Source organism: Candidatus Goldiibacteriota bacterium HGW-Goldbacteria-1 (genome assembly GCA_002839855.1).
In the GTDB taxonomy this organism is placed as follows: domain Bacteria; phylum Oederibacteriota; class PGYV01; order PGYV01; family PGYV01; genus PGYV01.
This window is the reverse complement of sequence record PGYV01000007.1, coordinates 18,230-44,799: the sequence shown is the minus strand read 5'-3', so window position 1 is coordinate 44,799 and position 26,570 is coordinate 18,230. Positions and strand designations below refer to the sequence as shown.

At 40.0% G+C, this 26,570-nt stretch carries 28 protein-coding genes; all 28 read left to right on the top strand.

Annotated features, from left to right (window positions below):
* Nucleotides 1–15: 15 nt before the first annotated feature.
* The 28 genes from CVV21_08330 to CVV21_08195 all read left to right on the top strand — a co-directional run bounded on the left by CVV21_08330 (nt 16) and on the right by CVV21_08195 (nt 26,542).
* Complete coding sequence (locus CVV21_08330; protein ID PKL91211.1) at nt 16–1,668, top strand: hypothetical protein; 1,653 nt, start codon at nt 16–18, stop codon at nt 1,666–1,668.
* A gap of 163 nt (nt 1,669–1,831) precedes the next feature.
* Nucleotides 1,832–2,188 (top strand): cupin, encoded by a 357-nt coding sequence (locus tag CVV21_08325; GenBank protein PKL91210.1) that lies wholly within the window; start codon nt 1,832–1,834, stop codon nt 2,186–2,188.
* A 164-nt stretch (nt 2,189–2,352) separates the two neighbouring features.
* Nucleotides 2,353–3,195 (top strand): 30S ribosomal protein S2, encoded by an 843-nt coding sequence (gene rpsB / locus CVV21_08320; GenBank protein PKL91209.1) that lies wholly within the window; start codon nt 2,353–2,355, stop codon nt 3,193–3,195.
* A gap of 30 nt (nt 3,196–3,225) precedes the next feature.
* Entirely contained in the window at nt 3,226–3,828 is a 603-nt protein-coding gene (tsf, locus tag CVV21_08315) for a translation elongation factor Ts (protein ID PKL91208.1), read from the top strand.
* A 156-nt stretch (nt 3,829–3,984) separates the two neighbouring features.
* Entirely contained in the window at nt 3,985–4,713 is a 729-nt protein-coding gene (locus CVV21_08310; protein PKL91207.1) for a UMP kinase, read from the top strand.
* 10 nt (nt 4,714–4,723) lie between these two features.
* A complete protein-coding gene (locus CVV21_08305) occupies nt 4,724–5,278 on the top strand; it encodes a ribosome recycling factor (protein ID PKL91206.1) in 555 nt (184 codons plus the stop codon).
* 11 nt (nt 5,279–5,289) lie between these two features.
* On the top strand, nt 5,290–6,006 hold the full coding sequence (locus CVV21_08300) for a di-trans,poly-cis-decaprenylcistransferase (GenBank protein ID PKL91205.1): 717 nt from the start codon (nt 5,290–5,292) through the stop codon (nt 6,004–6,006).
* On the top strand, nt 5,999–6,802 hold the full coding sequence (locus CVV21_08295; protein PKL91204.1) for a hypothetical protein: 804 nt from the start codon (nt 5,999–6,001) through the stop codon (nt 6,800–6,802). Before CVV21_08300 ends, CVV21_08295 begins: the two co-directional genes overlap by 8 nt.
* A gap of 14 nt (nt 6,803–6,816) precedes the next feature.
* Nucleotides 6,817–7,962 (top strand): 1-deoxy-D-xylulose-5-phosphate reductoisomerase, encoded by a 1,146-nt coding sequence (locus CVV21_08290; protein PKL91203.1) that lies wholly within the window; start codon nt 6,817–6,819, stop codon nt 7,960–7,962.
* On the top strand, nt 7,955–9,274 hold the full coding sequence (rseP, locus tag CVV21_08285) for an RIP metalloprotease RseP (GenBank protein PKL91202.1): 1,320 nt from the start codon (nt 7,955–7,957) through the stop codon (nt 9,272–9,274). The genes CVV21_08290 and rseP overlap by 8 nt, the downstream gene beginning before the upstream one ends.
* Before the next feature lie 57 nt (nt 9,275–9,331).
* A complete protein-coding gene (locus CVV21_08280; protein PKL91201.1) occupies nt 9,332–10,393 on the top strand; it encodes a 4-hydroxy-3-methylbut-2-en-1-yl diphosphate synthase in 1,062 nt (353 codons plus the stop codon).
* A 124-nt stretch (nt 10,394–10,517) separates the two neighbouring features.
* The gene (locus tag CVV21_08275; GenBank protein PKL91200.1) at nt 10,518–10,706 is read left to right on the top strand and encodes a hypothetical protein; all 189 of its coding nucleotides are present in this window, start codon (nt 10,518–10,520) and stop codon (nt 10,704–10,706) included.
* Nucleotides 10,707–11,108, top strand: coding sequence for a hypothetical protein (locus CVV21_08270; protein PKL91199.1), 402 nt, complete (start codon nt 10,707–10,709; stop codon nt 11,106–11,108). It abuts the gene before it with no gap.
* Between the two features lie 69 nt (nt 11,109–11,177).
* Nucleotides 11,178–11,750: a hypothetical protein gene (locus CVV21_08265; GenBank protein PKL91198.1), complete on the top strand. Its 573-nt coding sequence runs from the start codon at nt 11,178–11,180 to the stop codon at nt 11,748–11,750.
* A gap of 206 nt (nt 11,751–11,956) precedes the next feature.
* Nucleotides 11,957–13,066, top strand: coding sequence for a hypothetical protein (locus tag CVV21_08260; protein ID PKL91197.1), 1,110 nt, complete (start codon nt 11,957–11,959; stop codon nt 13,064–13,066).
* Complete coding sequence (locus tag CVV21_08255) at nt 13,063–13,788, top strand: hypothetical protein (GenBank protein ID PKL91196.1); 726 nt, start codon at nt 13,063–13,065, stop codon at nt 13,786–13,788. Before CVV21_08260 ends, CVV21_08255 begins: the two co-directional genes overlap by 4 nt.
* Nucleotides 13,789–13,908: 120 nt before the next feature.
* Entirely contained in the window at nt 13,909–15,639 is a 1,731-nt protein-coding gene (locus CVV21_08250) for a proline--tRNA ligase (protein ID PKL91195.1), read from the top strand.
* Nucleotides 15,640–15,709: 70 nt separating this feature from the next.
* The gene (locus tag CVV21_08245) at nt 15,710–15,910 is read left to right on the top strand and encodes a cold-shock protein (protein ID PKL91194.1); all 201 of its coding nucleotides are present in this window, start codon (nt 15,710–15,712) and stop codon (nt 15,908–15,910) included.
* A 238-nt stretch (nt 15,911–16,148) separates the two neighbouring features.
* Entirely contained in the window at nt 16,149–16,556 is a 408-nt protein-coding gene (locus CVV21_08240; GenBank protein PKL91193.1) for an Rrf2 family transcriptional regulator, read from the top strand.
* Nucleotides 16,557–16,573: 17 nt separating this feature from the next.
* Complete coding sequence (locus CVV21_08235; GenBank protein PKL91398.1) at nt 16,574–18,196, top strand: hydroxylamine reductase; 1,623 nt, start codon at nt 16,574–16,576, stop codon at nt 18,194–18,196.
* Between the two features lie 220 nt (nt 18,197–18,416).
* Complete coding sequence (locus CVV21_08230) at nt 18,417–18,833, top strand: hypothetical protein (protein PKL91192.1); 417 nt, start codon at nt 18,417–18,419, stop codon at nt 18,831–18,833.
* Nucleotides 18,834–18,848: 15 nt separating this feature from the next.
* Entirely contained in the window at nt 18,849–20,027 is a 1,179-nt protein-coding gene (locus tag CVV21_08225) for a hypothetical protein (GenBank protein PKL91191.1), read from the top strand.
* Between the two features lie 8 nt (nt 20,028–20,035).
* Nucleotides 20,036–21,418: a hypothetical protein gene (locus CVV21_08220; protein ID PKL91190.1), complete on the top strand. Its 1,383-nt coding sequence runs from the start codon at nt 20,036–20,038 to the stop codon at nt 21,416–21,418.
* 1 nt (nt 21,419) lies between these two features.
* Entirely contained in the window at nt 21,420–22,238 is an 819-nt protein-coding gene (locus tag CVV21_08215; protein PKL91189.1) for a hypothetical protein, read from the top strand.
* Complete coding sequence (locus tag CVV21_08210) at nt 22,239–23,405, top strand: hypothetical protein (protein ID PKL91188.1); 1,167 nt, start codon at nt 22,239–22,241, stop codon at nt 23,403–23,405.
* A gap of 7 nt (nt 23,406–23,412) precedes the next feature.
* Nucleotides 23,413–24,021, top strand: coding sequence for a hypothetical protein (locus CVV21_08205; protein ID PKL91187.1), 609 nt, complete (start codon nt 23,413–23,415; stop codon nt 24,019–24,021).
* The gene (locus tag CVV21_08200) at nt 24,021–26,207 is read left to right on the top strand and encodes a hypothetical protein (GenBank protein ID PKL91186.1); all 2,187 of its coding nucleotides are present in this window, start codon (nt 24,021–24,023) and stop codon (nt 26,205–26,207) included. The genes CVV21_08205 and CVV21_08200 overlap by 1 nt, the downstream gene beginning before the upstream one ends.
* Entirely contained in the window at nt 26,204–26,542 is a 339-nt protein-coding gene (locus CVV21_08195; GenBank protein PKL91185.1) for a transcriptional regulator, read from the top strand. Before CVV21_08200 ends, CVV21_08195 begins: the two co-directional genes overlap by 4 nt.
* Nucleotides 26,543–26,570 lie beyond the last annotated feature (28 nt).

The window sequence follows — 26,570 nt, the reverse complement described above, 5'->3', positions numbered from 1 at the left end:
TGAATAGGAGCAAAAATGAAGGAAACCACTAAAAAAGAATTACCTCTTGAATTTATTGAGGCATTAAGTTACCCCGCGAAAAAACACAGGCCGCTTGGAAAGTGGCCGCTGTCGGTTCCCAAGGACCCGATTATAACTGACTATACGCCGATACCCGGAAAGAAAACTACGCCAAAAAATTTCTCATACTCTCTTATTTTCACGGCTTTTGACGTGCGCGATTACGGGCCTGAAATAAAAAAATTTATAAAAATATTTGATAACCTTAACATCAGGCGTTTTTATATAGAGTCATACAGGGACGGTTATAGCGTGGATACCGCGCTTTTAAAGCAGGTAAAAAAAGACCTTGAAAAAGAAGGGTACGCGGTATCAGGGTGCGTTACCACCACGCACCTGTCTGACCTTGCCAAATACAACGAAAGCCCGTCTGCAGCAAGCTGCTATACGGATAAAACAGCGTTAAAAAACCTTAAAAAAATATTTGAAACCACGGCATCAATCTTTAATGAAATTATAATAGATGACTGGTTTTTTACGGTGTGTAAATGCCCTGCCTGCGTAAAGGCAAAGGGCGCCAGGGAATGGCCGGAATACAGGTGCAGAATTATCGCGGACGCCGCGAAAAAATATATAATAGAACCTTCTAAAAAAATAAACAGCAAAGTTAAGCTTATTCTAAAACTGCCAAATTGGTACCAGGATTTTCACAAAAACGGCTATGACCTTGAAAGGCTTGTGCCGCTGTTTGATGAAATTGCAGTGGGAACGGAAAGCAGGGATCCAAAGACAACAAGGTTTATGCCCGTTCACGGGTCCATGTTATTTACATATATAAAACAGCTTGCTCCTGAAAAAGTTAAAAAAGCGTGGTTTGACATTTATATGTGCGATGAAAAAATATTCACGGAACAGGCATACCAGTCGCTTCTGGGCGGTGCGGATGAAATTATAATATTCTGCGCGGGAATAATACCGCAGAAAACCATGCGTCCGCTTGTAACTGCGTTAATTGAATCCACGGAAAAAATAGACAGGCTGTCGGGGTTCAGCAAAATATTCGCGGTGCCGGTAATAAGGGCCGCAAATACAGAAGGTGAAGAGTACCTTCATCAGTACCTTTTAATGGCGGGTATTCCCGCATACCTTACGCCTGTAGAGACAAAATACAGGGAAAAACTGATAATACTTACAGAACAGTCCGCGCGCGAACAGGACAGGCCGGCGCTGTTTAACAGGTTATTAAAACTAAAAAAAGACATCCTTATGACCACAGGTTTCGCGAAATCCATAAAAAAATATTTTGGTGTTAAAGAGGTAAGAGAAGAAGTAAGGGTAAGCAGAATAAAATACGCCGGACGCACGCAGCACCTGGACGAGGAGTTATATTTAAAACTTGAAGTGACTGACGGAAAACACTTAGCCCTGTTAAATGACGCGTATCCTTACCTTACGTCCATGAAGATAAAAGAAAGCAAGGTATATGTGGTAAGTATCCCGGTTTCCGCGGGTAAAATAAAAAATATCATAGGGCAGGAAGAACCGGATGATTACAGGTACATGCTTAAACATCCGTGGTTTATAGAACCCATTAAAACTGTGGTTAAGCCTTATGCTAACGTGCTTTTATATAACGGATTAAAGACACTGTTTAAGTACGACATTTAGTTTTTTATCAGGCGCGGGCATACTTATTGTATAAAACCCGCGTGTTTTTTTTGATAATTTTTGTTAAGGGGAAATAATCCAAATTACTGACGGCGGTTTGTGTATTGGCAATTATGGCGTAAGTGGTATCAGTTTATTTTTAAATAAAAAAACGGAGGTAATAATGGAAATAATTAAAAAAGCAAAAGTTATGAAGACTGCGGGAAAGCCTCCGAAAAAGATAGAAGAATTTATTGGCATGGAGAATAACGGGATAAAAGAAATAAGTATAGCGCGCATGAAAAGCCTTTCAGGCTGGAGCGAGCCGGGGCAGACCCCTGATTTTGACGAGTACATTACCGTTATTAAAGGTTTTCTGCGTGTAAAAACAAAAACCAAGACAGCGGATATTAAAGCGGGGCAGTCTGTGATTATGACAAAAGATACGTGGGTGCAGTATTCCACCCCTAAAGGCGCGGAGTATTTTTCCGTATGCCTGCCGGCGTTCACCATGAATTCCGTTCACAGGAATGAAAAGTAAGGTTAAAAAAGGAAATTGTGCTTGATTTAAGGACTTAAGTCTGATATTATTGTCAGGCTTTTAAAAAACGCATGTTTTCGGATTTTGCGGCTGGTCCCTTTATCATAAGGGTGCTGCGGGAGCTGATGAAAACAGAGGCGAAAAAACCGGTACGGAGGAATACTATGCCACAGATTACCATGAAAGCCCTGCTTGAATCAGGGGTCCATTTCGGACACCAGACCAAAAGATGGAACCCAAAGATGAAACCTTACATCTTTGCCGCAAGGAACGGGATTTACATCATTGACCTTCAGAAGACCTTAAAGTACACCAAGGAAGCTTCACAGTACTTAAGGACCATTGTCAGGAACGGCGAAAAAGTCATATTTGTCGGCACCAAAAAACAGGCCAAAGACGCCATCAAAGAAGAAGCCATACGCTGCGGAATGCCTTACATTGCAACACGCTGGCTTGGCGGAATTCTTACCAACTTCACCACAATAAAAACCAGGGTAGCCCGTTTAAAACAGCTTGAAGATATGGAAGCAACCGGCTACATCAACCGCTATCCGGTAAAAGAAAAAATGAATATGCTTAAGGAAATGAAAAAGCTGCAGAATAACCTTGGCGGCTTAAAGGACATGAACGAAATTCCCGGAGCGCTTTTCATCATAGACGTAAAAAGGGAAGAAAACGCCGTACGTGAAGGCAACAGGCTTGGAGTTCCGGTAGTGGCTGTTGTTGATACAAACTGCGATCCTGATGGAATTGACAAAATAATCCCCGGTAATGACGACGCAATAAGGGCTGTAAGGCTTATGTGCAAGATAATGGCTGATACAATTATTGAAGAAAAAGTGGCCATGGAAAAAGAAAAAGAAGTGGCAATGCAGAAAGAAGAATCGGAAAAGACAAAAGAACAGTCTGTTGAAGGAATGGAAAACGCGGCAGAAGTTGCGGCTGCGGCAGCTGATAATACAAATTACGCGGAAGTATTTAAAGATAAGCCGGAAGGCACAAAGTAAGATCCAAACTATAAAAAAAGGTGAGATAAAATGGCAGAAGTGACAACTGAACTGGTAAAAGAATTAAGGGAAAAAACAGGCGCCGGAATAGGCGACTGCCGGAAGGCTCTTATGGAGTGCGAAGGCGACATTGAAAAAGCAGGCGAGTGGCTGCGCGAAAAAGGAATTGCATCTGCCGGTAAAAGGGCGGGAAAGTCCGCGAACCAGGGGCTTATTTTCAGCTATATTCACGGCGAAGGAAAAGTGGGAGTGCTTCTTGAATTAAACTGTGAAACAGATTTTGTAGCAAGGACAGAGGATTTCAAAGAACTTTGCAAGGACATAGCCATGCAGATAGCGGCAATGAATCCGCTTTATGTAAGGCGTGAAGAAGTCCCGCTTGAAATAATTGAAAAAGAAAAAGAAATATACACGGCACAGATGGCAGAAACAAAAAAGCCGGCAAATATCATTGAAAAAATTGTGCTTGGAAAACTTGACAAGTATTTCAGCGAAGTGTGTTTGGTGGAACAGCTTTTTGTAAAAGACGACACCAAAAATATTGATACGCTTATTAAGGAAAAGATTGCCAAAATAGGGGAAAATATCTCTGTTAAAAGGTTTGCCAGGTTTGTACTTGGAGAGAACGTTTAACACAGGCGAAACCTTAATATTTCATTGTGATTTACAGGCGGATGTTTTATAATAATTAAACAATTCCCCTCCTCACTAACCTGGGGAGGGGATAGTATTTTAAGGGCTTAAATTAATGAAATTATAGCGGTATCCTGATAAAAGGCGGAGACTCTGATGGCTAAAAAAGCAAAATCTGGCGGTAAAAATTATAAACGTATTATGCTGAAAATAAGCGGCGAAGCTTTAGCCGGGGACAAAAGCAGCGGAATTGACTATGAAACAATTTATAGAATTGCTTCAGAGATAAAAGAAGTTCAGAAAATGGGCGTTCAGATAGGTGTGGTAATAGGCGGGGGAAATATTTTCCGCGGAGGCCGGGGCAAGATAAAAATAGACAGGGTGGTAGGCGATTATATGGGAATGCTTGCCACAATTATAAACGCAATGGCTGTGCAGGATATTTTAGAGCACATGGGCGTTCAGACAAGGGTTTTAACGGCAATTGAAATGAAACAGATAGCGGAACCATATATCAGAAGAAGGGCTATGAGACACCTTGAAAAAGGGCGGGTGGTTATCTTTGCGGGAGGCACGGGAAACCCCTATTTTACAACAGATACCGCGGCGGCTTTAAGGGGGATTGAAATAGGCGCGGAAGTTTTTTTAAAAGCCACAAAGGTTTCCGGCGTTTACAGCGGAGACCCCATGACGGATAAAAATGCCAAACGCTATACTGCTTTAAAATATATGGATGTGTTAAGCAAAAATTTAAAGGTAATAGATTCCACGGCGATATCGCTTTGCATGGAAAATAATATACCGCTGGTTATATTTAATATGAAAGAAAAGGGGAATGTAAAGAAAGTTGTGCAGAAGAAAAACATAGGCACAACCATTAGCTAAGGAGGGCAATATGAACAATATATTTGCGGACTGCGAAGGCAAAATGAAAAAAACCACAGAACATTTTGTCAAGGAACTTGGGTCATTAAGGACGGGAAGGGCAAGTACTTCCGTACTTGACGGCATAAAGGTTCCCTATTACGGAAATGAAATGCCCATCAATCAGGTGGCAAGCATGGCTGTAATAGAAGCTAAGACAATAGATATTAAACCGTGGGACAAAGGCGCTTTGTCTGAAATTGAAAAAGCTGTTATATCATCAAACCTTGGAGTCTCTGTTACCAATACCGGCGACTCGCTTAAAGTAAGGTTTCCCGAGCTGACGGAAGAGACAAGAAAAGATATGGTAAAAAAAGTAAAAAAGATGGCGGAAGAAACAAAGGTAGATGTCAGAAACATACGTCGTGATGCCAATGAGAAAGCAAAAGAAAAAGAAAAAAATAAAGAAGTATCAGAAGATGAATTAAAAAACGCGGAAGGTAAAATTCAGAAGATAACCGATAAAGCCATAGCGGATATAGACCACATAGCCAAACAAAAAGAAGAAGAATTGATGAAGATTTAAGGATAAATATTGTGGATAAAAACCGCCTGCCGGTTCACATTGCCATTATCATGGACGGCAATGGAAGATGGGCAAAAAAAAGGGGACTGCCCAGAATAATGGGGCATAAAGAGGGCGCGGAATCCGTAAGGGCAATAACGGAAACTTGCGCGCAAATTGGGATAAAATACCTGACCTTTTACGCTTTTTCCACGGAAAACTGGAAGCGCCCCAAACCTGAAGTGAAATTTTTGATGTCCATGCTGGATTCATATTTAAAGCGCGAGCGCGCAACCATAATGAAAAATAATATACGGTTTAAATCAATAGGGGACAGGAAAAAACTTCCCGATGCAGTGGTGGAAAAAATAAATTATCTTGAAAAAGAATCCTTAAAAAACACGGGCCTTACCATGATATTGGCGTTAAACTACGGTTCGCGTGATGAAATAAAAAAGGCTGTCATTAAAATAGCCAAAAAGGTAAAAACAGGGGAAGTTAAACCTTCTGATATAACGGAAAAAATGATAGAAGAAAACCTTTACACAAAAAACATACCTGACCCGGACCTGATGATAAGGACAAGCGGAGAGATGAGAATAAGTAATTTTCTGCTGTGGCAGCTTGCTTATTCGGAACTGTACGTGACCGGCACTTTGTGGCCGGATTTCAGAAAAAAAGAACTTGCCGCGGCTATTGAAGAGTATCAGAAGCGCGACAGAAGGTTCGGAGGGCTGACAAATGGTTAAAAGAATTATCATCTCGCTTATTATTCTTCCGGTTTTTGTTTTTTTAATATTTTATCCAAATCCTTATTTCTTTATTGCCCTTAATATTGTTGCCCTTACAATGGCGTTAAACGAGCTGTATGTGATGCTTGAAAATAAGGGGGACAAAAATTTCAGGATGACAGGCCTTGCCATCTCTTTTGTGGTCCTTGCATTAATCACAATGCAGATGGAAAAGTCCTATGTGTTTTTTGCTTCCGCGCTCTTTATTATGGGGCTGTTTTTTATGGTAATAATAAAAAAGGATGTGGCAGGGCTGCCAAGGGTGTTCAATACCCTTGGGCCTGTGTTTTATATTACAATCCTTGGTTCGTTTGGAATACTGTTAAGGTTCATAGAACCGGGAGGCAGCTGGTGGGTATTCCTGCTTGGGCTTTTAACGCTTACATATGACGGCGGTGCATATTTTGTGGGATCTTCAATCGGCAAACATAAACTTATACCTGAACTGTCGCCGGGTAAAACAATAGAAGGGTGCATAGGCGGTGTTGTGGTAAACGTTATTGTGGCGGCGGTTATTTCTTTAACTGTGCTTCCAAAAGGATTCATAGCGGTGCATCACGTCATGATACTTGCTGTTTTGTTATCTTTTACCGGTCAGATTGGCGATATTGCGGAATCTGTAATTAAAAGGTACGCCGGGGTAAAGAATTCATCCAACCTGCTGCCGGAACACGGCGGCGCGCTGGATAAAATTGATTCCATGATGTTTAATGCCCCGGTTTTATATTTTTATATAAAAACTTTTTTAATGTAATAAAAGGATAAACTTTGAAAAAGATAGCTATACTTGGCTCTACAGGTTCCATAGGAAAATCCGCGCTTGAACTGTTTGACGGGCCGCTGTCAGATTATAAAGTTATTGCCCTGTCTGCCAATGACAACGTGCAGGAAATGTTAAAACAGGCAAAAAAGTATAAGCCAAAATATATAGCCATGCTTGATACAAAAGCCGCGGAATATTTAAAAAAGAAATTAAAAGGCGTTAAAGTTCTGTCCGGACTGGAAGGGCTTATTGAACTTGCGGTATTAAAAGAAGCTGACGTAGTTTTATTATCCGTTGTAGGCGCTGTGGGAATGGTGCCGCTTTTATCCGCCATCAGAAAAGGAAAAACAATAGCGCTTGCAAACAAAGAAGCCCTGATTATAGCGGGCGAACTTATAAAAAAAGAGGTAAAAAAATATAAAGCCGTAATACTTCCCGTGGACAGTGAACACAATGCGGTTTTTCAGGCAATGCAGGGAAATAAAAAAGAATACATAAAAAAACTAATTATTACCGCGTCCGGCGGCCCTTTAAAAAACATGCCGTTTGAAAGTTTTAATAAAATATCAGTGGAACAGGCGCTTGCACACCCCACCTGGAAAATGGGAAAAAAGATAACAATTGACTCGTCCACCTTGATGAATAAGGGGCTGGAAGTTATTGAAGCGCACTACCTGTTTGACATTCCTTTTGAAAAAATAGAAGTGGTGATACACCCGCAGTCAATAGTACATTCGCTTGTGGAATACATAGACGGTTCTGTCATCGCGCAGCTTTCAAATCCGGACATGAAACTGCCTATTATGTACGCGCTTACATATCCGGAAAGAAGGCGTGGTATTGTAAAACCGTTAAACCTTGCGCAGGCCGGAAAACTTGAGTTTTTTCCGGTGGATTTTACAAAGTTTAAGGCTTTTTCAATCGCGTTAAAAGCGGGAAAGGCAGGCGGCACAATGCCTGCCTGCATGAATGCCGCAAATGAAACTGCCGTTCACGCGTTTCTTGAAAAACGCATCACGTTTGATAAAATTACGGACATAGTTGAAAAAGTTATTTTATTGCATAAAAATATAAAAAATCCAAATCTGGAACAGATATTAAAAACTGACCTGCTATCAAGGCAGGCTGCAGAGGAGATTATAAATGGTTGAAGTACTGTATATAATAGTTGCCCTTGGTATAACGGTTCTTGTACACGAACTTGGACATTTTGTTTCCGCCAAAGCGCAGGGGATAAAAGTTGAAAAGTTTTCAATCGGCTGGGGCCCGCCTATTGTGTCCTTTAAAAAAGGCGACACTGAATACATGATTTCCTGGCTTTTTTTCCTTGGCGGTTTTGTAAAACTTGAAGGGGAACACCCGGAAGAAGCTCACCCTGAAAATGAAAATGCTTTTTTAAATCAGCCGGTGCATAAAAAACTGCTTGTGGCAGTATCCGGGGTTTTTATGAATTATGTTTTTGCTGTTTTTCTTATATGGGTGGTTTTAATGGCGGGTACGGATGTTTTAAAACCGCAGGTAGGAAAATTAACACCGGGGTATCCTGCCGCTGCGGCAGGAATAAAGATAGGAGACATGGTAACAGAAATAAACGGTAAAAAAGTAAAGTACTGGGAAGACCTGTCAGAAGGAATAAAAGAAGCCGGCGAAAAAGAAATGATAATTAAATTAACGCGCGGCGGCAAAGAAGAGACAATTAAGATTATTCCTAAAATAGAAGACTCGGTTACGATTCTAAACGAGAAGGTAAAAAGGCCTTTTATTGGCATAAGCCCGCTTGCGGAAACAATGTATATAGACAGTTTTGAAAAGGGCTACCCCGCGGAAACATCCGGCTTAAAAAAAGGCGATAAACTTATTTCAGTAAACGGAAATAAGACAGAATACTGGGAAGATTTTAAGGCGCAGATGCAAAACACAAAAGGTAAAGATTCCGTAATAGAAGTGGAAAGAAACAGCGCTATAATGAAATTTAAAATCACCCCAAAAGAACAGAAAAACGAGAATGAAATTATTTATATTGCGGGAATAGTTCCGGCTTATAACGCAATAAAAGAAAGGTATAATCCTATAACTGCATTGGGCAAAGCTGTTGATAAAACATGGGAACTGACTTCACTTACGGTTAAATCCATTTACAGGATGATAACAAGAAAAATGGCGGCGGATGTGGCAGGGCCTATAGGCGTTATGGAAATATCATATAAAGTGGCCAAGACCGGGATAATAAACCTGCTGATGCTTTTTGCCATAATTAATATAAACTTAGCCATTGTAAACTTTCTGCCTGTGCTGCCGCTGGACGGCGGTCTTGCCCTGATATTTACAATTGAGGGAATAACAAAAAAACCTGTGTCTTTAAAAGTACAGGAAGCCTTAATGCAGCTTGGCTGGTTTCTATTAATCGCGCTTCTTGTATTTGTTACTTATAAGGATATTGTAAGGTTATTTTTTAAAGTGTAGTTTTTAAAAAGGTTAAAGAAAGCGGAAGTTTTAATATTTTTACATAAAAGGAAAAATATGCATAAGACAAAAACAGTAATTATTGGCGGATTAAAAACAGGCGGCGGCGCGCCTGTTCGCGTGCAGTCCATGACCAACACAAAGACTGTTGATGTTAAAGGGACAGTAGAACAGATTAAAAGGCTTGAAAAAGCGGGGTGCGAACTTGTCCGCTGTTCCGTGCCTGACCATGAATCCGCCCTTGCGTTAAAACAGATAAAAAAGAAGATAAACATCCCTCTTATAGCCGACATTCATTTTGACTACAAACTTGCCATAGAGGCAATGGGAAACGGCGCTGATAAGATAAGGATAAACCCGGGTAATATTGGCAGTGAAGAAAAGGTAATAGCCGTAATAAACGCCGCTAAAAAACACAAAACTGTAATACGCATTGGTGTTAATTCAGGATCGCTTCAGAAAAATGTAAAATATACGCTTAAGAATAAAAGCAATAACGCTGATGCCAATATAATGGTAGCCAGCCTTATGGAACACATTGAAACATTTGAAAAATATGATTTTAATAATATTGTTGTCTCCCTGAAAGCATCCGATGTAATGACCACGGTGGAAGCGTACAAATTATTTTCTAAAGAGCGCGATTACCCGCTGCATATAGGGATAACAGAGGCGGGCACGGAAATATCGGGCATGATAAAATCTGCCGAAGGGCTTGGCATACTTTTATATGAAGGCCTTGGTGATACCATGAGGGTGTCATTAACGGCAGAGCCGGAACTGGAAATCTATGCGGCGTACAGAATGCTGTCCAACCTGGGCATACGTAAATATGGCGTTGAAATAATATCCTGCCCCACATGCGCCAGGACTGAAATTAACGTAATCAAACTTGCCAAAGACGTGGAAAAAATGACAATGTACATTCCCAAACCCCTTAAAGTGGCTGTTATGGGTTGCTCTGTAAACGGCCCCGGAGAAGCGGCGCACGCGGACATTGGCGTGTCCGGCGGTAAGAAAGTGGGCATTATAACTGTTAAGGGAAAGATAATCAAACGCGTCCCCAAAAAAGACCTTTTAAAAGAGTTCAATAAAGAACTGATGAAGTTTATAAAATAGTTTTGGCAGTATAATTCTAAAGTATGTTATCAAGTTGCAGACTGGTTTTATACGTTAGAATGATTGACAAAGAAAATATAAAGATTATAATTACTGTAATAATGACGTTTTCAAGGAGAAAAAAATGCATCAGGTAATGATAAAAGAAAAAAAGTATCAGGGTAAATATGTGGCTGTAAAAAGTATGAAAGACACCAAGGTTATTGCAAGCGGAAGCAGTATGAAAATAGCTTTTGATAAAGCGGTAAAGACGGGTGTTGAAAAACCTTTATTAATATATGTTCCTGAAAAAAATACGGTGCATATTTATTAAATGTTCAGCATAACTAAACCTTTTAGACTGCTGGCACAGGGGCAGATTCCAAGGCCCTGGCTGGAAATTGAATTAAAAAATCCGGATACAAATAAGGCAATTTCTGTTGTTGCTCTTATTGATACAGGGGCTGATGAATGCGCAATGCCGCAGGATTTGGCAGAAATACTTGGGCACAATTTAAGAAAAGGAAAGCCAAAAACTATCAGGACGGGAAGCGGTATTTCAACCGCTTATTCTCATACAGTTGATATTAGAATAGACGGGCTTATTATATCAAACGTACTCATAGATTTTATGCCTGGCCTGCATACCCCTCTTTTAGGGGTGAAAAGTTTTCTTTCGGAATTTATCTTAACCGTTAACTATCCGCAAAAAACATTTACGCTTTCAAAAAGTTAATATTTTTTAATGATTTAATGAAATGACGGACTGAGTTTAAAATATTTTAAATGTTTATCAGGGGGAGAAATGAAAAAGTTAATTATAATTTCAATTCTACTGATTATTTCTAAGTTCTGTATTGCCGAAACAATTTCTAATCCTGTCAGTAAAGCCGACGAAAATGGTTCATATATACAGAATACACCTAAAGAAGAATATTATTATAGGCGTTCAATTATTGATTCGCCTTTAATGATGGGGGTATTTGGTGCAACGCTTATCTATTTCAATTATGAAATTTGTGCAGATAAAAATTTGACTTACGCAATAATCTGTGATAGCGCAGCTATTGTCGGTATTGGAATTGGAGTTCTGAGTGGGGAAAAAAATGATAATTCTTGGTCTGGTTTAGGAACAGGTTTATTTGCTTTAGGATTAGGAGGTATTATTCTTTATCCGTATTACGGTATAATCAATGGTTATGTGACAAAAAATACCGAACAACAAATAAGGGGATGGGTGGGATTATTTGTTGCAAGTGTTTCTGTAGCCATGATGATGTTTGAAAGACAAATACCAATATCAAAAGAGTCAGGTTTAAGTGTATATCCAATTATACAGCCGGATACTTCGGGATTGTTTGTAAGCATATATATTTGATTTAAAGATATTTATTCCTGAATGTGATTTGTTGGGTTAGACTATATTTATGTATTTTAATATATAACTGATTATTAAATATATTACAATTCAGTTAAAATAAAATTCATTATTTTTTTGTTTATTTGTGTGTTAAATTCTTTAGCAATTAAAATAAAGTTAATAAAATAATGAACAAATAATTTGTCGGTTTTACCGGGAGATAAATGAAAAAAATTATGTTATCAGCCGCTGTGCTGTTTATTTTTTGTTCTGTTTATGCCGGTGCGGATGAAATAAACAATATTATTAAAGTATCAGCAGGATGGGATACAAGTTACGTGCTGCTGGATAACGGTAGCGTATGGGCTGCGGGGGAAAAGGGAATAATAGGGTCTGAAAGCGCGGAGGACAGCACGGCTTTTAAAAATATATTAAACGGAATAAAGGATGTAACAGGATTTGGTGATTCGTTTTTAGCGATAAAAGAGGACAGTTCTCTGCTGGTGTATGGGCTTAATGATAATGGACAGTTGGGGATTTCAGAAAAAAATATTGTTTATGAACCTGAACCGGTAATGCAGGATGTTGTTTCGGCATCAGGCGGGTGGTATCACAGTATGGTGATAAAGACGGACAGCACCCTGTGGGGTGCGGGTTACAATAAAAACGGGGAACTTGGCATAAACAGGGGGAAATATTCCGGTGATATAAGCCAATACACTGAAATATTTAAAGATGTAAAACAGGTTTCCTGCGGCGGAAATCACACCCTTATTTTAAAAAATGACGGGTCTTTATGGGGTGCCGGTTCCAATAATTACGGATGTTTGGGAAAAAAGAATATCATCAAAACCGATAAACCGGTCAGAATCATGGATGGTGTAAAATTTATTGCATGCGGATTTGGTTCAAGTTATGTGGTAAAGGATAACAATACCCTTTGGGCGTGCGGGAATAACAGATACGGACAGCTTGGGACAGGGGATTATGAAAACAGGGATTTTTTTGTAAAAGTTAAGGATGATGTAAAAACTGTAAGCGCTGGTTATGGGCACACACTTGTTATCACAAATGACAGCTTTTTATGGGCCGCCGGAAGTAATCAAAACGGAGAGCTTGGGCTGCCTGATAATAAAGCCGTAAATATATTTGAAAAAACCCTTGATAACACTTCACTTATTACCTGCGGTTTTAATCATAGTCTGGCGGTTAAAAGTGACGGAAGTTTATGGGTTTCAGGTAAAAATATTAAAGGTCAGCTGGGTACAGGTGATAATAAAGAATGTAGTTCATGGAAAATGATTAAACCTTTAAGCGCGGAGGCTGAAAAATGAAGGCGGCGCAGGTATTAATTTTGTTATTAATTACAGGAATATTTTTTTCCTGTAATTCAAAGCCTGACGGCGGGATGTTAATAAAACCAAGATTATTTAAACAGTGGCACATAACGGGCTATTTGAAAGGCATATCTTTAATTACAGATGACGGAAAAAAAAGAATAGATGAACTTTTGAAAACGGAACTTTACGACTGTTTTGAATGTAATAATAGATCTAATGAAAAAAAAGATATCTGTACCTGTAAGGAATTATTTGATTATGGGGATGAATATTACTCGATGACCGGCGGAAGTGATCAGAACCGCAGATTTTCATCAATGAAAATGGATTGTGAGGCGTTAAGGGTATTGTTTTCTGTTAAACCTTCAAAAATATCCTTTATTAAAGATGTAAAGCTTGATGAATATATAGTTGACCTTTTACCCGGTTCCCTTTGCTGCGGAAATAAAAATATGGAATGTGCAGCGACGCTAAGGCAGGAAGATAAGATAGTTGCATCAAATGTTGATAATAATTTTCTGGAATTTAAAGGTTATATATTTTCTCACCTGCTGACACCTGTTGCTTATGGTGACTTTAATGAAGACGGATATGAGGATATGATGTTTCTATATTCTATCAGCGCTATAGAAGGCCATGGAGATTATACCGACAAACTTGTGATATGCACTAAACTTGAAACGAACGGAGATTTAAAAATTTTAAGCGTCTTTTAGGGGGGCTTGTCAGGCAGGCTGTACCGACGAGCATATAAAAAATAAATAGAGTAAACTCCGTGGATATGTTAAATTCTATATTGAATTATTAACAGGTTTAAAAATTCAGGAGGTAATAAAATGAGATTCAGCAATGCTCTGATAAATACTCTTCGCGAGACGCCAAAAGAGGCGGAAACAGTCGCGCATAAATTCATGCTGCGCGCGTGCATGATAAAAAAACTTGGGGCTGGCATATATGACTGGATGCCGCTGGGATTTAAGTCGCTTCAGAAAGTAATTAATATAATAAGGGAAGAGATGAACAAAGCGGGGGCGCAGGAAGTATTATTACCTGTATTATCACCTGCAGAACTTTGGAAAGAAACCGGCCGCTGGAACGTTTACGGGAAAGAGCTGATGAGGATAAAAGACAGGCACGACAACGAATTCGCGCTTGGGCCGACTCACGAAGAAGTTATAACTGACCTTGTAAGAAGGGAAGTAAATTCTTACAAACAGCTGCCGATAAATTTATACCAGATACAGGGAAAATTCCGCGATGAAATAAGGCCGCGTTTTGGCGTTATGCGCTCCAGGGAATTTCTTATGAAGGACGCTTATTCCTTTGACCGTGATGAAGAAGGCGCGATGAAAAGCTACAGAAATATGTTTGAAACTTATGTAAAAATCTGCAAAAGAATTGGTTTTAAGTTCCGCGCGGTGGAAGCGGATTCCGGCGCCATAGGCGGCAATTTATCATCGGAATTTATGGTGCTGGCTGAAACAGGCGAAGACACAATCATTTACTGTGAAAAATGCGAGTACGCCGCGAATATGGAAAAAGCTGCTTTTAAAAAAGAGCCGGCAATGGACGCGCCTGAAGAGGCGCTTACCAAAGTCCACACTCCCAATATCAGGACAGTGGAAGAACTTGCCGCTTTTCTTGGAAAAAAACCTGAAGAAACAGCAAAGACAATTCTATACATTGTTGACGGCAAAAAAATGGCAGGGGCTGTTATCAGGGGCGACAGGGAAATAAATGAAGTTAAATTAAAAAATGCCCTTGGCGCGGCAGAATTACGCCTTGCCACACCTGAAGAAATACTTGAAAAAACAGGCGCGCCTGTCGGATTTGCCGGACCGATTAACTTAAGAGAAAAGGGTGTAAGGCTGGCAGTGGATGAAACAGCGGCATATTTAAAAAACACGGTCACCGGCGGAAATGAAAACGACTACCATTACACAGGGGTCAACCGCGGCAGGGATTATCAGGAAAATCTTATTGCGGATTTTGCAGCCGCTAAAAAGGGCGACAGCTGCCCCAAGTGCGGCGGGGAATTAAACGAGCAGAAAGGCATTGAAATGGGACACGTGTTTTTCCTTGGCAATAAATATTCCAAATCCATGAAAGCCACATTTCTTGATGAATCGGGAAAATCAAAGGAAATGGTAATGGGCTGCTATGGCATCGGTGTTTCAAGGGTGGTTGCAGCCTCTATAGAACAGAATAATGACGAGAACGGCATTATCTGGCCCATGGCAATAGCTCCTTATGAAGTGAATATTGTTGTGGTAAACGCGAAATATAAGGAAGGTATGGATTATTCTGAAGCGCTGTATAAACAGCTTAAAGAAGCGGGTGTGGATGTCATAATGGACGACCGTGATATATCTCCGGGCGTTAAGTTTAAGGATGCCGATCTTATTGGTTTCCCGTTAAGGATAGTGGTGGGTGAAAAGAACTTTGCAGCCGGACAGGTGGAAATGTCCCTAAGGCGCGACCCGAAGAACCGGGTAATGCTGGACAAGGGCGCCGCCTTTGAAGAAATAATAAATATAATAAATAAGGAAAAAAAGGGAATTTTGTGATATACTTATCCGTATAAGTTGCGGTTTTAATACCGCAAGAGTTTAAAGTTTTTAAGGAGGATTTAGAATTATGGCAACAGGAAAAGTGAAATGGTTTAACGAAAAGAAAGGGTACGGTTTCATCGAACAGGAAGGCGGAAAGGACGTATTTGTACATTACGAAGCGATTCAGATGGACGGCTTTAAGAACCTCAGAGAAGGCGAAGCAGTTAATTTTGACATCGTAGAAGGACAGAAAGGGCCACAGGCCGCAAACGTAACAAAGGCCTAAACCTTAAATAACGTTTAAAAGCCCGGGCGCCGAAAGGCACCCGGGCTTTTTTTTTGCATATATTGCGCCAAAGTGAAATCATAAGGCGGATTAAATAATCTGAAAAAAAGATAAAAAACCCTCGAATACATACGTTCCTATAGTCATCGCAGTCCGGATATTTGAAATAATATTATATTTTGCTTGACAATTTTATTAACTGATACTAAACTGGTATCAGTTAATAAAAGGAGCTTAAATGAAAATCATAAATAAAGACACTGATTACGCGGTAAGGGCGCTGATGACGCTTGCAGGAAACGGTGATTCTTACATGTCGGCGAAAGCTATCTCTAAAGTACAGAACATCCCCTATCCGTTTCTGCGCAGGCTTTTAAAACCTTTGATAAAAAATAAAGTGGTAGAATCAAAAGAAGGCGCGGAAGGCGGGGTTAGGCTTCTTATACACCCCGGTAAAATAAAAGTGATTGACCTGATAAAAATATATCACAAAGGATTTGAAATGTCCGAATGCATGTTCCGCGGGAAACCGTGCTGCAACCGTCAGACCTGTGTGTTAAGGCGTGAAGTGATGAAGATTGAAAAACTTGTGACAGGCAGGTTTGAAAAAATGACAATTAAATCTCTGCTCCAAAATAAAAATTAAGGAGGCAAAAGATGGGAATGTACTGTAATCAGTGTCAGGAAACAGTTAAGAACACAGCCTGTACGATGAAGGGGGTATGCGGGAAGAACGACAGTACTTCAAACCTGCAGGACCTTCTGATATTCCTTCTGCAGGGAATATCTTACTACGCGGAAAAAACAGGTAATAAAGACAGAAAATACGGATTATTTCTGTGCCAGGGCCTCTTTGCCACAATTACAAACGCGAATTTTGACGATGATAAAATAGAAAATCTTATTAAAAAAGCGCTTGTATTAAGGGGCGAGTTAAAAGTAAAAGCCGGCGCTGATTCTGACGCGCCTGACTGTGCGGTGTGGGAAGGGTCCACAAAAGAAGAATTCGCACAAAAAGCCCTTTTAACAGGGGTTTTAAGCTACAGTTCCAACGAAGACGCAAGGTCTTTGAAATCTCTGATGGTTTATGGGCTTAAAGGAATAGCCGCTTACGCGGACCACGCCGCAATGCTTGGGTATTATGACGATGAAGTATTCGCGTTTGTGATAAAGGCGCTTGCTTCAATTCCTAAAAACCTTGGTGCGGATGAACTTACCGCACTTGTGCTTGCAACCGGGGATACAGCGGTGAAAACAATGGCGCTGCTTGATAAGGCCAATACCGAAACATACGGAAAACCGGAAATTACAAAGGTAAATATAGGGGTAAGAAATAACCCGGGTATACTGATATCCGGCCATGATTTAAAGGACATGAGCGAACTGTTAAAGCAGACAGAAGGCACAGGAGTTGACGTTTATACTCACAGCGAGATGCTTCCGGCAAATTACTACCCTGCCTTTAAAAAATATAAACAATTTGCCGGTAATTACGGCGGTTCGTGGTGGCATCAGAATAAAGAATTTGAAACATTTAACGGGCCTATATTAATGACAACCAATTGCATTGTGCCGGTTAAAGATTCCTATAAAGACAGGATATTTACCACCGGAATGGCCGGGTATCCCGGAGTTAAACACATTGCAGAAAGAGAAGATGGAAAGGCAAAAGATTTTTCTGTTTTAATTGAACTTGCAAAAAAATGCCCGCCGCCGACTGAAATTGAAAAAGGCGAAATTATAGGCGGTTTTGCCCACGACCAGATTCTTGCTCTTGCTGACAAAGTGGTGGATGCCATAAAGAGCGGCGCGATAAAAAGATTTGTAGTAATGGGCGGATGCGACGGCAGGCAGCCTTCAAGAAGTTATTTTACCGAAGTGGCGGAAACACTTCCAAAAGATACTGTGATTCTTACAGCCGGCTGCGCCAAGTACAGGTATAACAAGCTTAATCTTGGGGATATAGGCGGCATACCGCGAGTACTTGATGCCGGACAGTGCAATGATTCCTATTCGCTTGCGGTTGTGGCATTAAAATTAAAAGAAGTTTTTGGCTTAAAAGACATTAATGAACTGCCGATTTCTTTTGACATCGCGTGGTACGAACAAAAAGCAGTGGCTGTGCTGCTGGCACTTCTTTCGCTGGGAGTAAAAGGCATAAGGCTTGGGCCTACAATTCCTGCGTTTATATCACCTAATGTGGTAAAGGTTCTGGTGGAAAAGTTTAACATAAAACCCATTGGGGATGTAAAAGGCGATGTGGAAGCGATGATGGCAGGAAAATAAATTTATTGTAATAGTATTAAAAAAAGCCCGCGGTTTCGTGCCGCGGGCTTTTTTATTTATAAAATACATAAAAATATCATAAATAAACGGCTGTTTCGGTCTGTGGTATAGTTTTCTTATTTATTACCTGCAAAAAACACCTGTATTCAAAAATTGACAAAATACCTTATTATTGATATTATTATTATGTATTATTATCTTAATTTATAAGGAGGAAAGTATGAAAGGATTAGGTATAATCGCAGCAATTCTTATTATAGTTGCCGTGGTTTTTGTGGGCGGAGCGGAGAGTATAAGCGTGAAATGGGAAGAAAAATCAAGGGCAGAGCTGCAGGACCAGTACCTGGAAGAAGCACTTTATAAGAATATAAAATATGTTTATGCGGTTGGAAAGTATGAAAGAACCCTTCAAATGGTGGATAAGTATATAGAAGCATATGATATTTATGATGAATATGATAAAAATGATTCCAGCGACAGAATAGATGATATTAATTTCTTTAAGGCAAGGACCCTTGACAGGATGATTGAAGGGACAAAAGCCAGATTTGCGTATAAGGCTTATATGGAAAGGTTTCCTAATGGCAAGAATTATCAGGAAGCGAAAGACAGGCTTATGGAACTTGGGAACTTCTAATTGGGAAGGTGAAAAATGAAAATAATACAGGTATTTGTACTGTCTTTCTTTGTTTTATCCGGTTTTATTTTTGCAGCTGATGACGATTTTATTATGTCAAGCGGACCTGCACAGCAGATAGAGGAAAAAAAAGCTGTTGAAGAAGCGCAGGATGTTATACCTCCTATACCGTCTGAAAGAACATCTGCAGCCGAAACGGAACCCGCACAGCAGCAGGAAGCAGAAGCAACAGCGGTTAATACGGTGCAGCCGGCTGCAACGCAGGCAATAGTGGTGGATGAAAGCGGTGATACAGACGGTATAATTATACTGCTTCCGGGTGAAACCGAACCTGCAGAGATAGAAAAATTTATAGCCAGAAAAAAAGAAGATGCGGCTCCGCAGGAAAAAAGGGCGGATGTGGATTACGGCGACCTTGAAGAACGCGGTGAAGACGGTGAATTTGTCGTGGATTACGAAGCGGATACCGAAGGCGAACTTATACTTGTGGAAGATGAAAAAAAGGGAAGAATTCAAAGCGCGGGATATGTGCTTGTGGAACGGGCCGGGTTTATAACAGACAATTTTGCGGATGACGGTTTTATTTATACCGTGGATAATAAACTTATGATTGTCCAGAACGACAGGGCATACGTTAAAATAACAGTCGGGAAAAGCGTAAAAGCCGGAAGTGAACTGATGATATACGATGATTCCGAGGAAATTTTTGAAAAAGAAACGGGAGAGGCTCTGGGAAAACTTATTAAAGTAAATGGTGTGGCAAGGGTAACAAAGAAAATTAAGGACAATATATTTCAGGTGGTCATAATAAAAAGCTATGAACCCATAGAGAACAAAAATAAGATAAAACTGCGCAGGGAAGTAAAGGACTACCAGGCAAAACTTTCAAGAAAAATAAAATCTAAAAACGTTGAAAGGGAAGGCCGTGTGATTAAAACTGTAAAAGGCCCTGTTAATTTTCAGAATAAGGATATTGTATATATTAATATCGGGCTTGACAAAGGTATTATGCCGGGAGAAAAACTTGAAGTTATACGTGAAACACAGGACCCGGAAAGCAAGGACGCAGACCTGTATCATGTGGCGGGCAGGATTATGGTAATAAATTCAATGAAAAGCAGTGCAACAGCGATAGTTATTGAACAGACCGAGGTCTTCAGCGAAGGTTACGCAGTAAAAACTATTGCGAAATAGAGGTATTCATGAAACAGGACGGGATTTTTTCTTTACAGGTTCTGGCGGGTTTTTTAGCGTTTGTTTTAGCGCTTAATCCTTTGGCTTTGGAAGCGAAATGGGTATTTGCTTTAATTTGCTGCCTGGCAGTTTTATTGTCCTATATTAAATCCTGGGTAAACGGACTTTTTCTATCCATGTTTTCTGTTTTTATTTTTTACTCCATGAACGGGTTAAGGACAGGGGAACTGTTTTTTTACCTGTTTTCACTCCCTGTTCTGTCTGTACTTGCCGATTTTTCAAGAAAAATAAGGAAAGATCCGGAAACAAAAAATACGGATATGGAAGAACGGGAGTTTGTGAATAAAGTGGTAAATTCCCTTATGCTGGACCACGACATGCTTCGTGAAATAAAAACTGATACCAATTCCATGTCTGTAAGAAAAGTGCTTTCAAGGAATATAGAGTCAATAATGGGAATAAAACACATGCTTGTGTATTCTATAGACCCTAAAAAAAACGGAATGCTTTCATCCGTTTTTTCACACGGGGATATGCACGGGCAGATTAAGGATGAAATAAACCAGGATATTATAAATGACTTACTGCTAAAAAATATCAGCGCAAATTCCACAGGATTTATTTCGGGGGCGGACGGGTTGAATGCTGTTATTGTCCCTGTGTTTGATGAAAATAAGCTGCGCGAAATTACGATAGCCGTGCGCGAAAAGGAATTCAGGGAAATTGACATTTATATACTTGAATTTTTTAGTGAGCAGGTTTTTATAATTATGGAAAAACACGCCCTTATTTCAAAACTTAAAGGCAATTATGAAAAAATAATACAGGCTCTTGCAATTGCAATTGACACAAAAGACCATGAAACGCACGGACATTCTATGGCCACAATGACGTATGCAATAAAACTTGCCGAAAAACTTGGGCTTTCTGAGCCGGAAAAAGAAAAAATTCGCTATGCTTCACTTCTGCATGACATAGGCAAAATAAACATAAGCAGCAGCATCCTTAATAAGCCTTCTTCACTTACGCAGGAAGAGTTTGGAATAATAATGAAACACCCCGCGGAAGGGGTTGATATTTTAAATAAACTGGAAATATTTGATGAAATTCTTCCTATTATCCTGTATCATCACGAGCATTTTGACGGTAAAGGGTATCCGTCCAGCCTTAAAGGCGAGGAAATACCGCTTGGCGCCAGGATATGTTCTATAGCTGACGCATACTCTGTAATGCGTTCTGACAGGCCTTACAGGAAAGCCCTTACAAAAGAGGCCGCGGTAAATGAACTGAAAAAATGTTCCGGCACCCAGTTTGATTCAAAACTTGTGGGAAAGTTTCTTGAAATTATTAATGAAGAAAACGGCAGCGCCGGCGGGATTCAGCTGAACTGATATGGATGACAATATTGCGTATGTGAAGATAAAAGAAAAGATACATGCTGACCGCGGGCTTGATGTCAGCCAGTATAAGGAGAATTATTTAAAAAGAAGGTTTGCGGTAAGGATGAGGGCTCTTGGAACAAAACTTTACGCTGATTATCTGAATGTGATTGAAAAAGACAGCAGGGAAATGTCCGTTCTGCTTGACAAACTTACCATCAACGTCACCGAATTTTTCAGGGACCCCGAAGTGTTTATAGTATTTGAAAATGATCTTCTGCCAAAGATGCTTGAAGGCAAAAAAAAAATAAGCGTCTGGAGCGCCGGGTGCAGTTCCGGCGAAGAACCTTATTCAATAGCTATTTCAATTGAAGAAACAATGGAAAAACTGGGTATTAAAGGTATTGATTACGAGATTCACGCCACGGATATTGATGATGCCATTTTATACAGGGCTATAGAGGGCAAATACGAAGGGCACACACTGGATAATGTGGCCGTCAACAGGAAAACAAAGTATTTTATAAAGGACGGTAATTTTTTCAGGATTAAGGATTCAATAAAAAAGAAAGTAAAATTTGTCAAGGCGAACCTTATGAAACCTTACTTAAAAGAGCAGTTTGATTTTGTTTTCTGCAGGAATGTGATAATATATTTTTCAAGAGAACTTCAAAAAAGCGTGATTATGTTTTTTCATGACGCGCTTAAAAAAGACGGCATTTTTTTTATGGGTAAGACAGAAACCATGCTTCTGGAATACCGCGACAAGTTTAAATGTATCAATATAAAAGAACGGATTTTTACAAAACTTGAAGAAAGAAAGGCAGAATAGATGCAGACAGTTCAGGACCATATTAACCTTGGCCTTGCCTTTACGGTAAGCAAAAATTTTGGACAGGCCATTGCAGAGTTTGAAAGGGCACTTTCAATTAATCCCGATGACGCGGAAGTTCATTCGCATCTTGCCAATGTGCTTGTCTTTAAAGGTGATTTTGAAAAAGGCGTGCAGGAATATGAAAAGGCGCTTAAACTTAATCCCATGAATATGAGCGCGCTTATGAGGCTTGGCAGGCTGCACGCAAATATGGGAAAACATGAAAAAGCCCTTGAAGAATATAAGAAAGCCATAGAGGTAAAGCCCAAAGATATGGAATTAAAACACGCGCTTGGCGATTTATACCTTAAAATGGATAATTATGAAGAAGCGCTTAAGATATACAGGGATATACTTGATTTAAAACCGGAATACAGCGAAGTAAGGTTTAAAACCGGTTATATTTATGAAGCACAGAAAAAACACACGGAAGCCGCGGCTGAATATGAAAAAGTGCTTCAGGCAAACCCTAAAAGTTCCGGAATAAACTCCATGCTTGGCAACGTTTACAGGGAACTTAAAGACTATTCCAGGGCAATAGATTATTATGAAAAAGCCATTAAGCTGAATCCTTCTGAAACAGGCGTGGCATATAACCTTGGGATTTTATATTATAACCAGGGTAAGTTTGAGCAGGCGTTAAAAGAGCTGCAGCGGTCAAAAAGCTCCGTGGGGAACTCTGATATATGCCTTCTTGTAGGCGAGATTTACGGCAAACTTGGGAAAAAGAAGGAAGCCATAGAAGAGTATAAAAAAGTGGCTGAAATGGGCGCGGCAGATTCAGAGGTTCACAAGGCGCTGGGGTTTATATACATGGAAGAAGGGCAGCAGGACGATGCTATTATTGAATATAAAAAAGCGCTTGATAAAAAAGGCGATGATGTGACCATACTGGAAAATATAGGCAATATTTATTACAAGAAAGTAATGTATAAAGAGGCAAAGGAATATTTTACCAGGTCAATTGAAAAAGGCAGGGAAAACGGGGACATGTATTATAAAATGGGGAATATGGCTCTTAAAGAAAGCAAAGCGGAAGACGCAAAAAAATACTGGAAAAAGTCTCTGGAACTTAACCCGGAAAACGAGATAGTAAAAAAGAACTTAAAACTGCTGGGCGGTTAAGCGAAAGATGGATACAATAAAAAAACAGGATAAAAGCCTGGGAACGCTGCTTATGCAGGCGGAATATATTACAAAAGAGCAGCTTGATGAAGCGCTGCGTGAACAGGTATCAACCGGCGAACATCTGGGAAAAATTCTTGTAAAAAAAGGCATTATTAAAGAACAGCAGATTATGGAAATGCTTAAAGGAATGCTTGTCGTGGTGTTTCAGGTGTGCGAAGAACTGTACGCCCTTGAAGTGGTATTTTCCAAGGAAATCATAAAAACAAAAAAAATAATCCCTGTCCCCGGTGTTCCGCCTTACATTCTTGGCCTTATGGGAATCAGGGAAGATGTGGTGCCGGTAATCAGTTTATCAATGAAAATTTTCGGGAAACAGAGCCACATTGACGAAAATTCAAGGGTTATTGTGGTGGAAGTGAAAGAAGAAAGAATAGGCCTTCTTGTAGACAGTGTTTTTTCGGTGCGTAATTTTGAAGCGTCTGATTTTGAAAACGCTGCAAAACATAATTTCAGCGCGGATAAAAAATACATAGCCGGTATTATCAGGGATAAAGACAGGATAGTGACGCTTTTAAAACCGGAAGCTTTCGCGGAAAAGGATAATGAGACATAGTGGCTGACAAAGCTGAAATTCCAAAACAGGAAAAGAAGGAAGATGCCGTATCTTTAAATAACCTTGGAGTGTATTATTATTCCAAGGGAATGTATCAGGAAGCTATAGAAAATTTTAAGAAAGCAATTGAAATGAATCCCACCTACACCCAGGCCCAGGAAAATCTAAAATCCGTAAACAAACAGACAGGGATATATGACCGCGCCATACTGGCCTATCGTAAAGCGGTACAGTTTTATGCCGGTGACCCGGAAGCGTACTATAACCTTGGCAATGCTTTAAGCTATACCGGGGAATACCAGGAAAGCCTTAAACTTTTAAACCGAGCGCTTGAACTTAATCCGGAACACCTGCTTGCAAGAAACCTTATGGGTGTAATTTATAAAAATATAGGCGAATATGACAAAGCCGAAGAGGTGTTTAAAAAAGCGCTGGAGCAGTATCCGAATTACGCGGAGATAAGGAACAACCTGGGCGAAACCCTTTATAAAAGGGGTATGTATGAAGAGGCGGAAGATGAACTTAAAAAGGCTGTGCAGATAAATAAGGAATACGCCCTTGCCTATTATAATTTAAGCTTTGTATATGGCGAGCTGTCCAAGGACGAAGAGGCGCAGATGTGTTATAACAGGGCCATTGAACTTAACCCTTCGTTTGTGCAGTCCAATAAGAGCCTGGTAATAGAGCACTTTGACGAAAAATCTCAGAAACGCGAAAAGTTTGTGGAATCCATGAAAGAAGACAGAAAAGAAGAGGCGTATTATAACCTTGCGCGCGTAAATAAAATGAAAGGGTATATTGACGACGCTATCAGGGAAATTAAAAAAGCCATATCCCATAACGGCAGTAATCCAATATATTATAATTTCTTCGGGGAACTGCTTATAAAAAAACACCTTCTGAGTGATGCCATAGAAGTTTTCAAGCAGACTCTGAAAATAGACCCGGGCTTGGTGGACGCAAAGGTTAACATAGCGGTGGCTTACAGGGAAATGGGCGATTACGCAAAAGCACTTGCTGTTTTAGACGCGGTGGAAGAAGAAAACCCTGAATTCAGAAGAATAGAACTTGAAAGGGCGGTTGTGTTCATAAAGCAGGACCTTCTTGATGACGCTGTAAAAAAACTTACCGTTCACCTTATAAAGGAGCCGTATGACAATGAAGCACGTTATTATCTTGGCACCTGTTATTACAAACAGAAACGGTATGATGAGGCCGTGACAGAATTCAGAAACGCTCTTGAAATGCAGCCGCATTACATGAGAAAACCCGAGGTGAATTTATACCTGGGGCTGGTTTTAACGGATAAAGGAAGAAATGAAGAAGCTGTGATTGAGTATCAGAAAGTTATTTCTATGCAGCCGTCAAACGCGGTGGCTTATAACAGCATGGGGGTATCATACAAAAATATGGGTGATCTGGACAAGGCGATAGAATTTTATAAAAAAGCCGCGGAGATAGACCCGAAATATTTTAAGGCATACAATAACCTGGGTGTGGCATTTTATAAAAAGAATTTCTTTATAGACGCGCAGAAATACTTTGAAAAAGCCCTTGAAATTGAGCCGGGTTATGAAGTTGCCAGAAAAAATCTTGAATCGGCCAAAAAAAAGGATACTGTCTTTAAGGAAACAATTACAAAACTGAGCGAAAAGGCAATAAATGAAGGGGAAAATCCCCTGATTCACTACGATTTAGCCAGTGCATATAGAAATACTGGACATTTGCAGGAGGCTATTGTAGAATATAAAAAAGTGCTTGAAATACAGCCTGATAACAGGGATGCCATTATAAATTTAGGGTCTGCCTATTATGAGACCGCCAAATATGATGAGGCTATAAAATGTTTCATATCCGCCGTTTCCGGCAGCAGCAAAGACCCGGTGGCGCATATGAAACTGGCTATGGCATATCAGAAGAAAGAGTGGTGGGACGAGGCGGATATTGAATACCACAAAACAATTGAAATTGACCCCAAAATGACAGAAGCGTATTTCAGGCTTGGCGAAGTGTTCCGTAATAAAAGCTGGTGGGATGAAGCAATTGAAATGTGGAAAAAGTATATTGAAGTAAATCCGGAAAGCGAGCTTGCAACACAGTCGCAGGAAAACATACGCATGGTGGAAATATGGAGAAAAGAACTTATGCTTTCGCCTTCTGCCGGCAGAAAAAAGATTATTAAATGAAAAAGATAACCGTAATTATAGCCCCTTCAAAGTTTGACGCTTTAAGAAAGCGGATGATAGAAACAGGCGTGTGCGGCCTTACGGTAACCGCTGCCGATGGCTTTGGAGTGCAGAAAAGCAAGCTTGAAAAGATGAGGGACCAGGATATAGCCGTGGAGTTTCTGCCAAAGTCAAAGGTGGAAATGGTGGTAAAAGACAGCGAAGCAGAAATGGTTATAAAAGAAATTGTGGACTGTACCAGAACCGGAAGAATTGGAGACGGTAAAATTTTTATTTCCGAAATCACGGATGTTTTAAGGATAAGGACGGGCGAAAGAAAAGAAGATGCCATTTAATATTACAAATAAATTATATTAAGAAAGT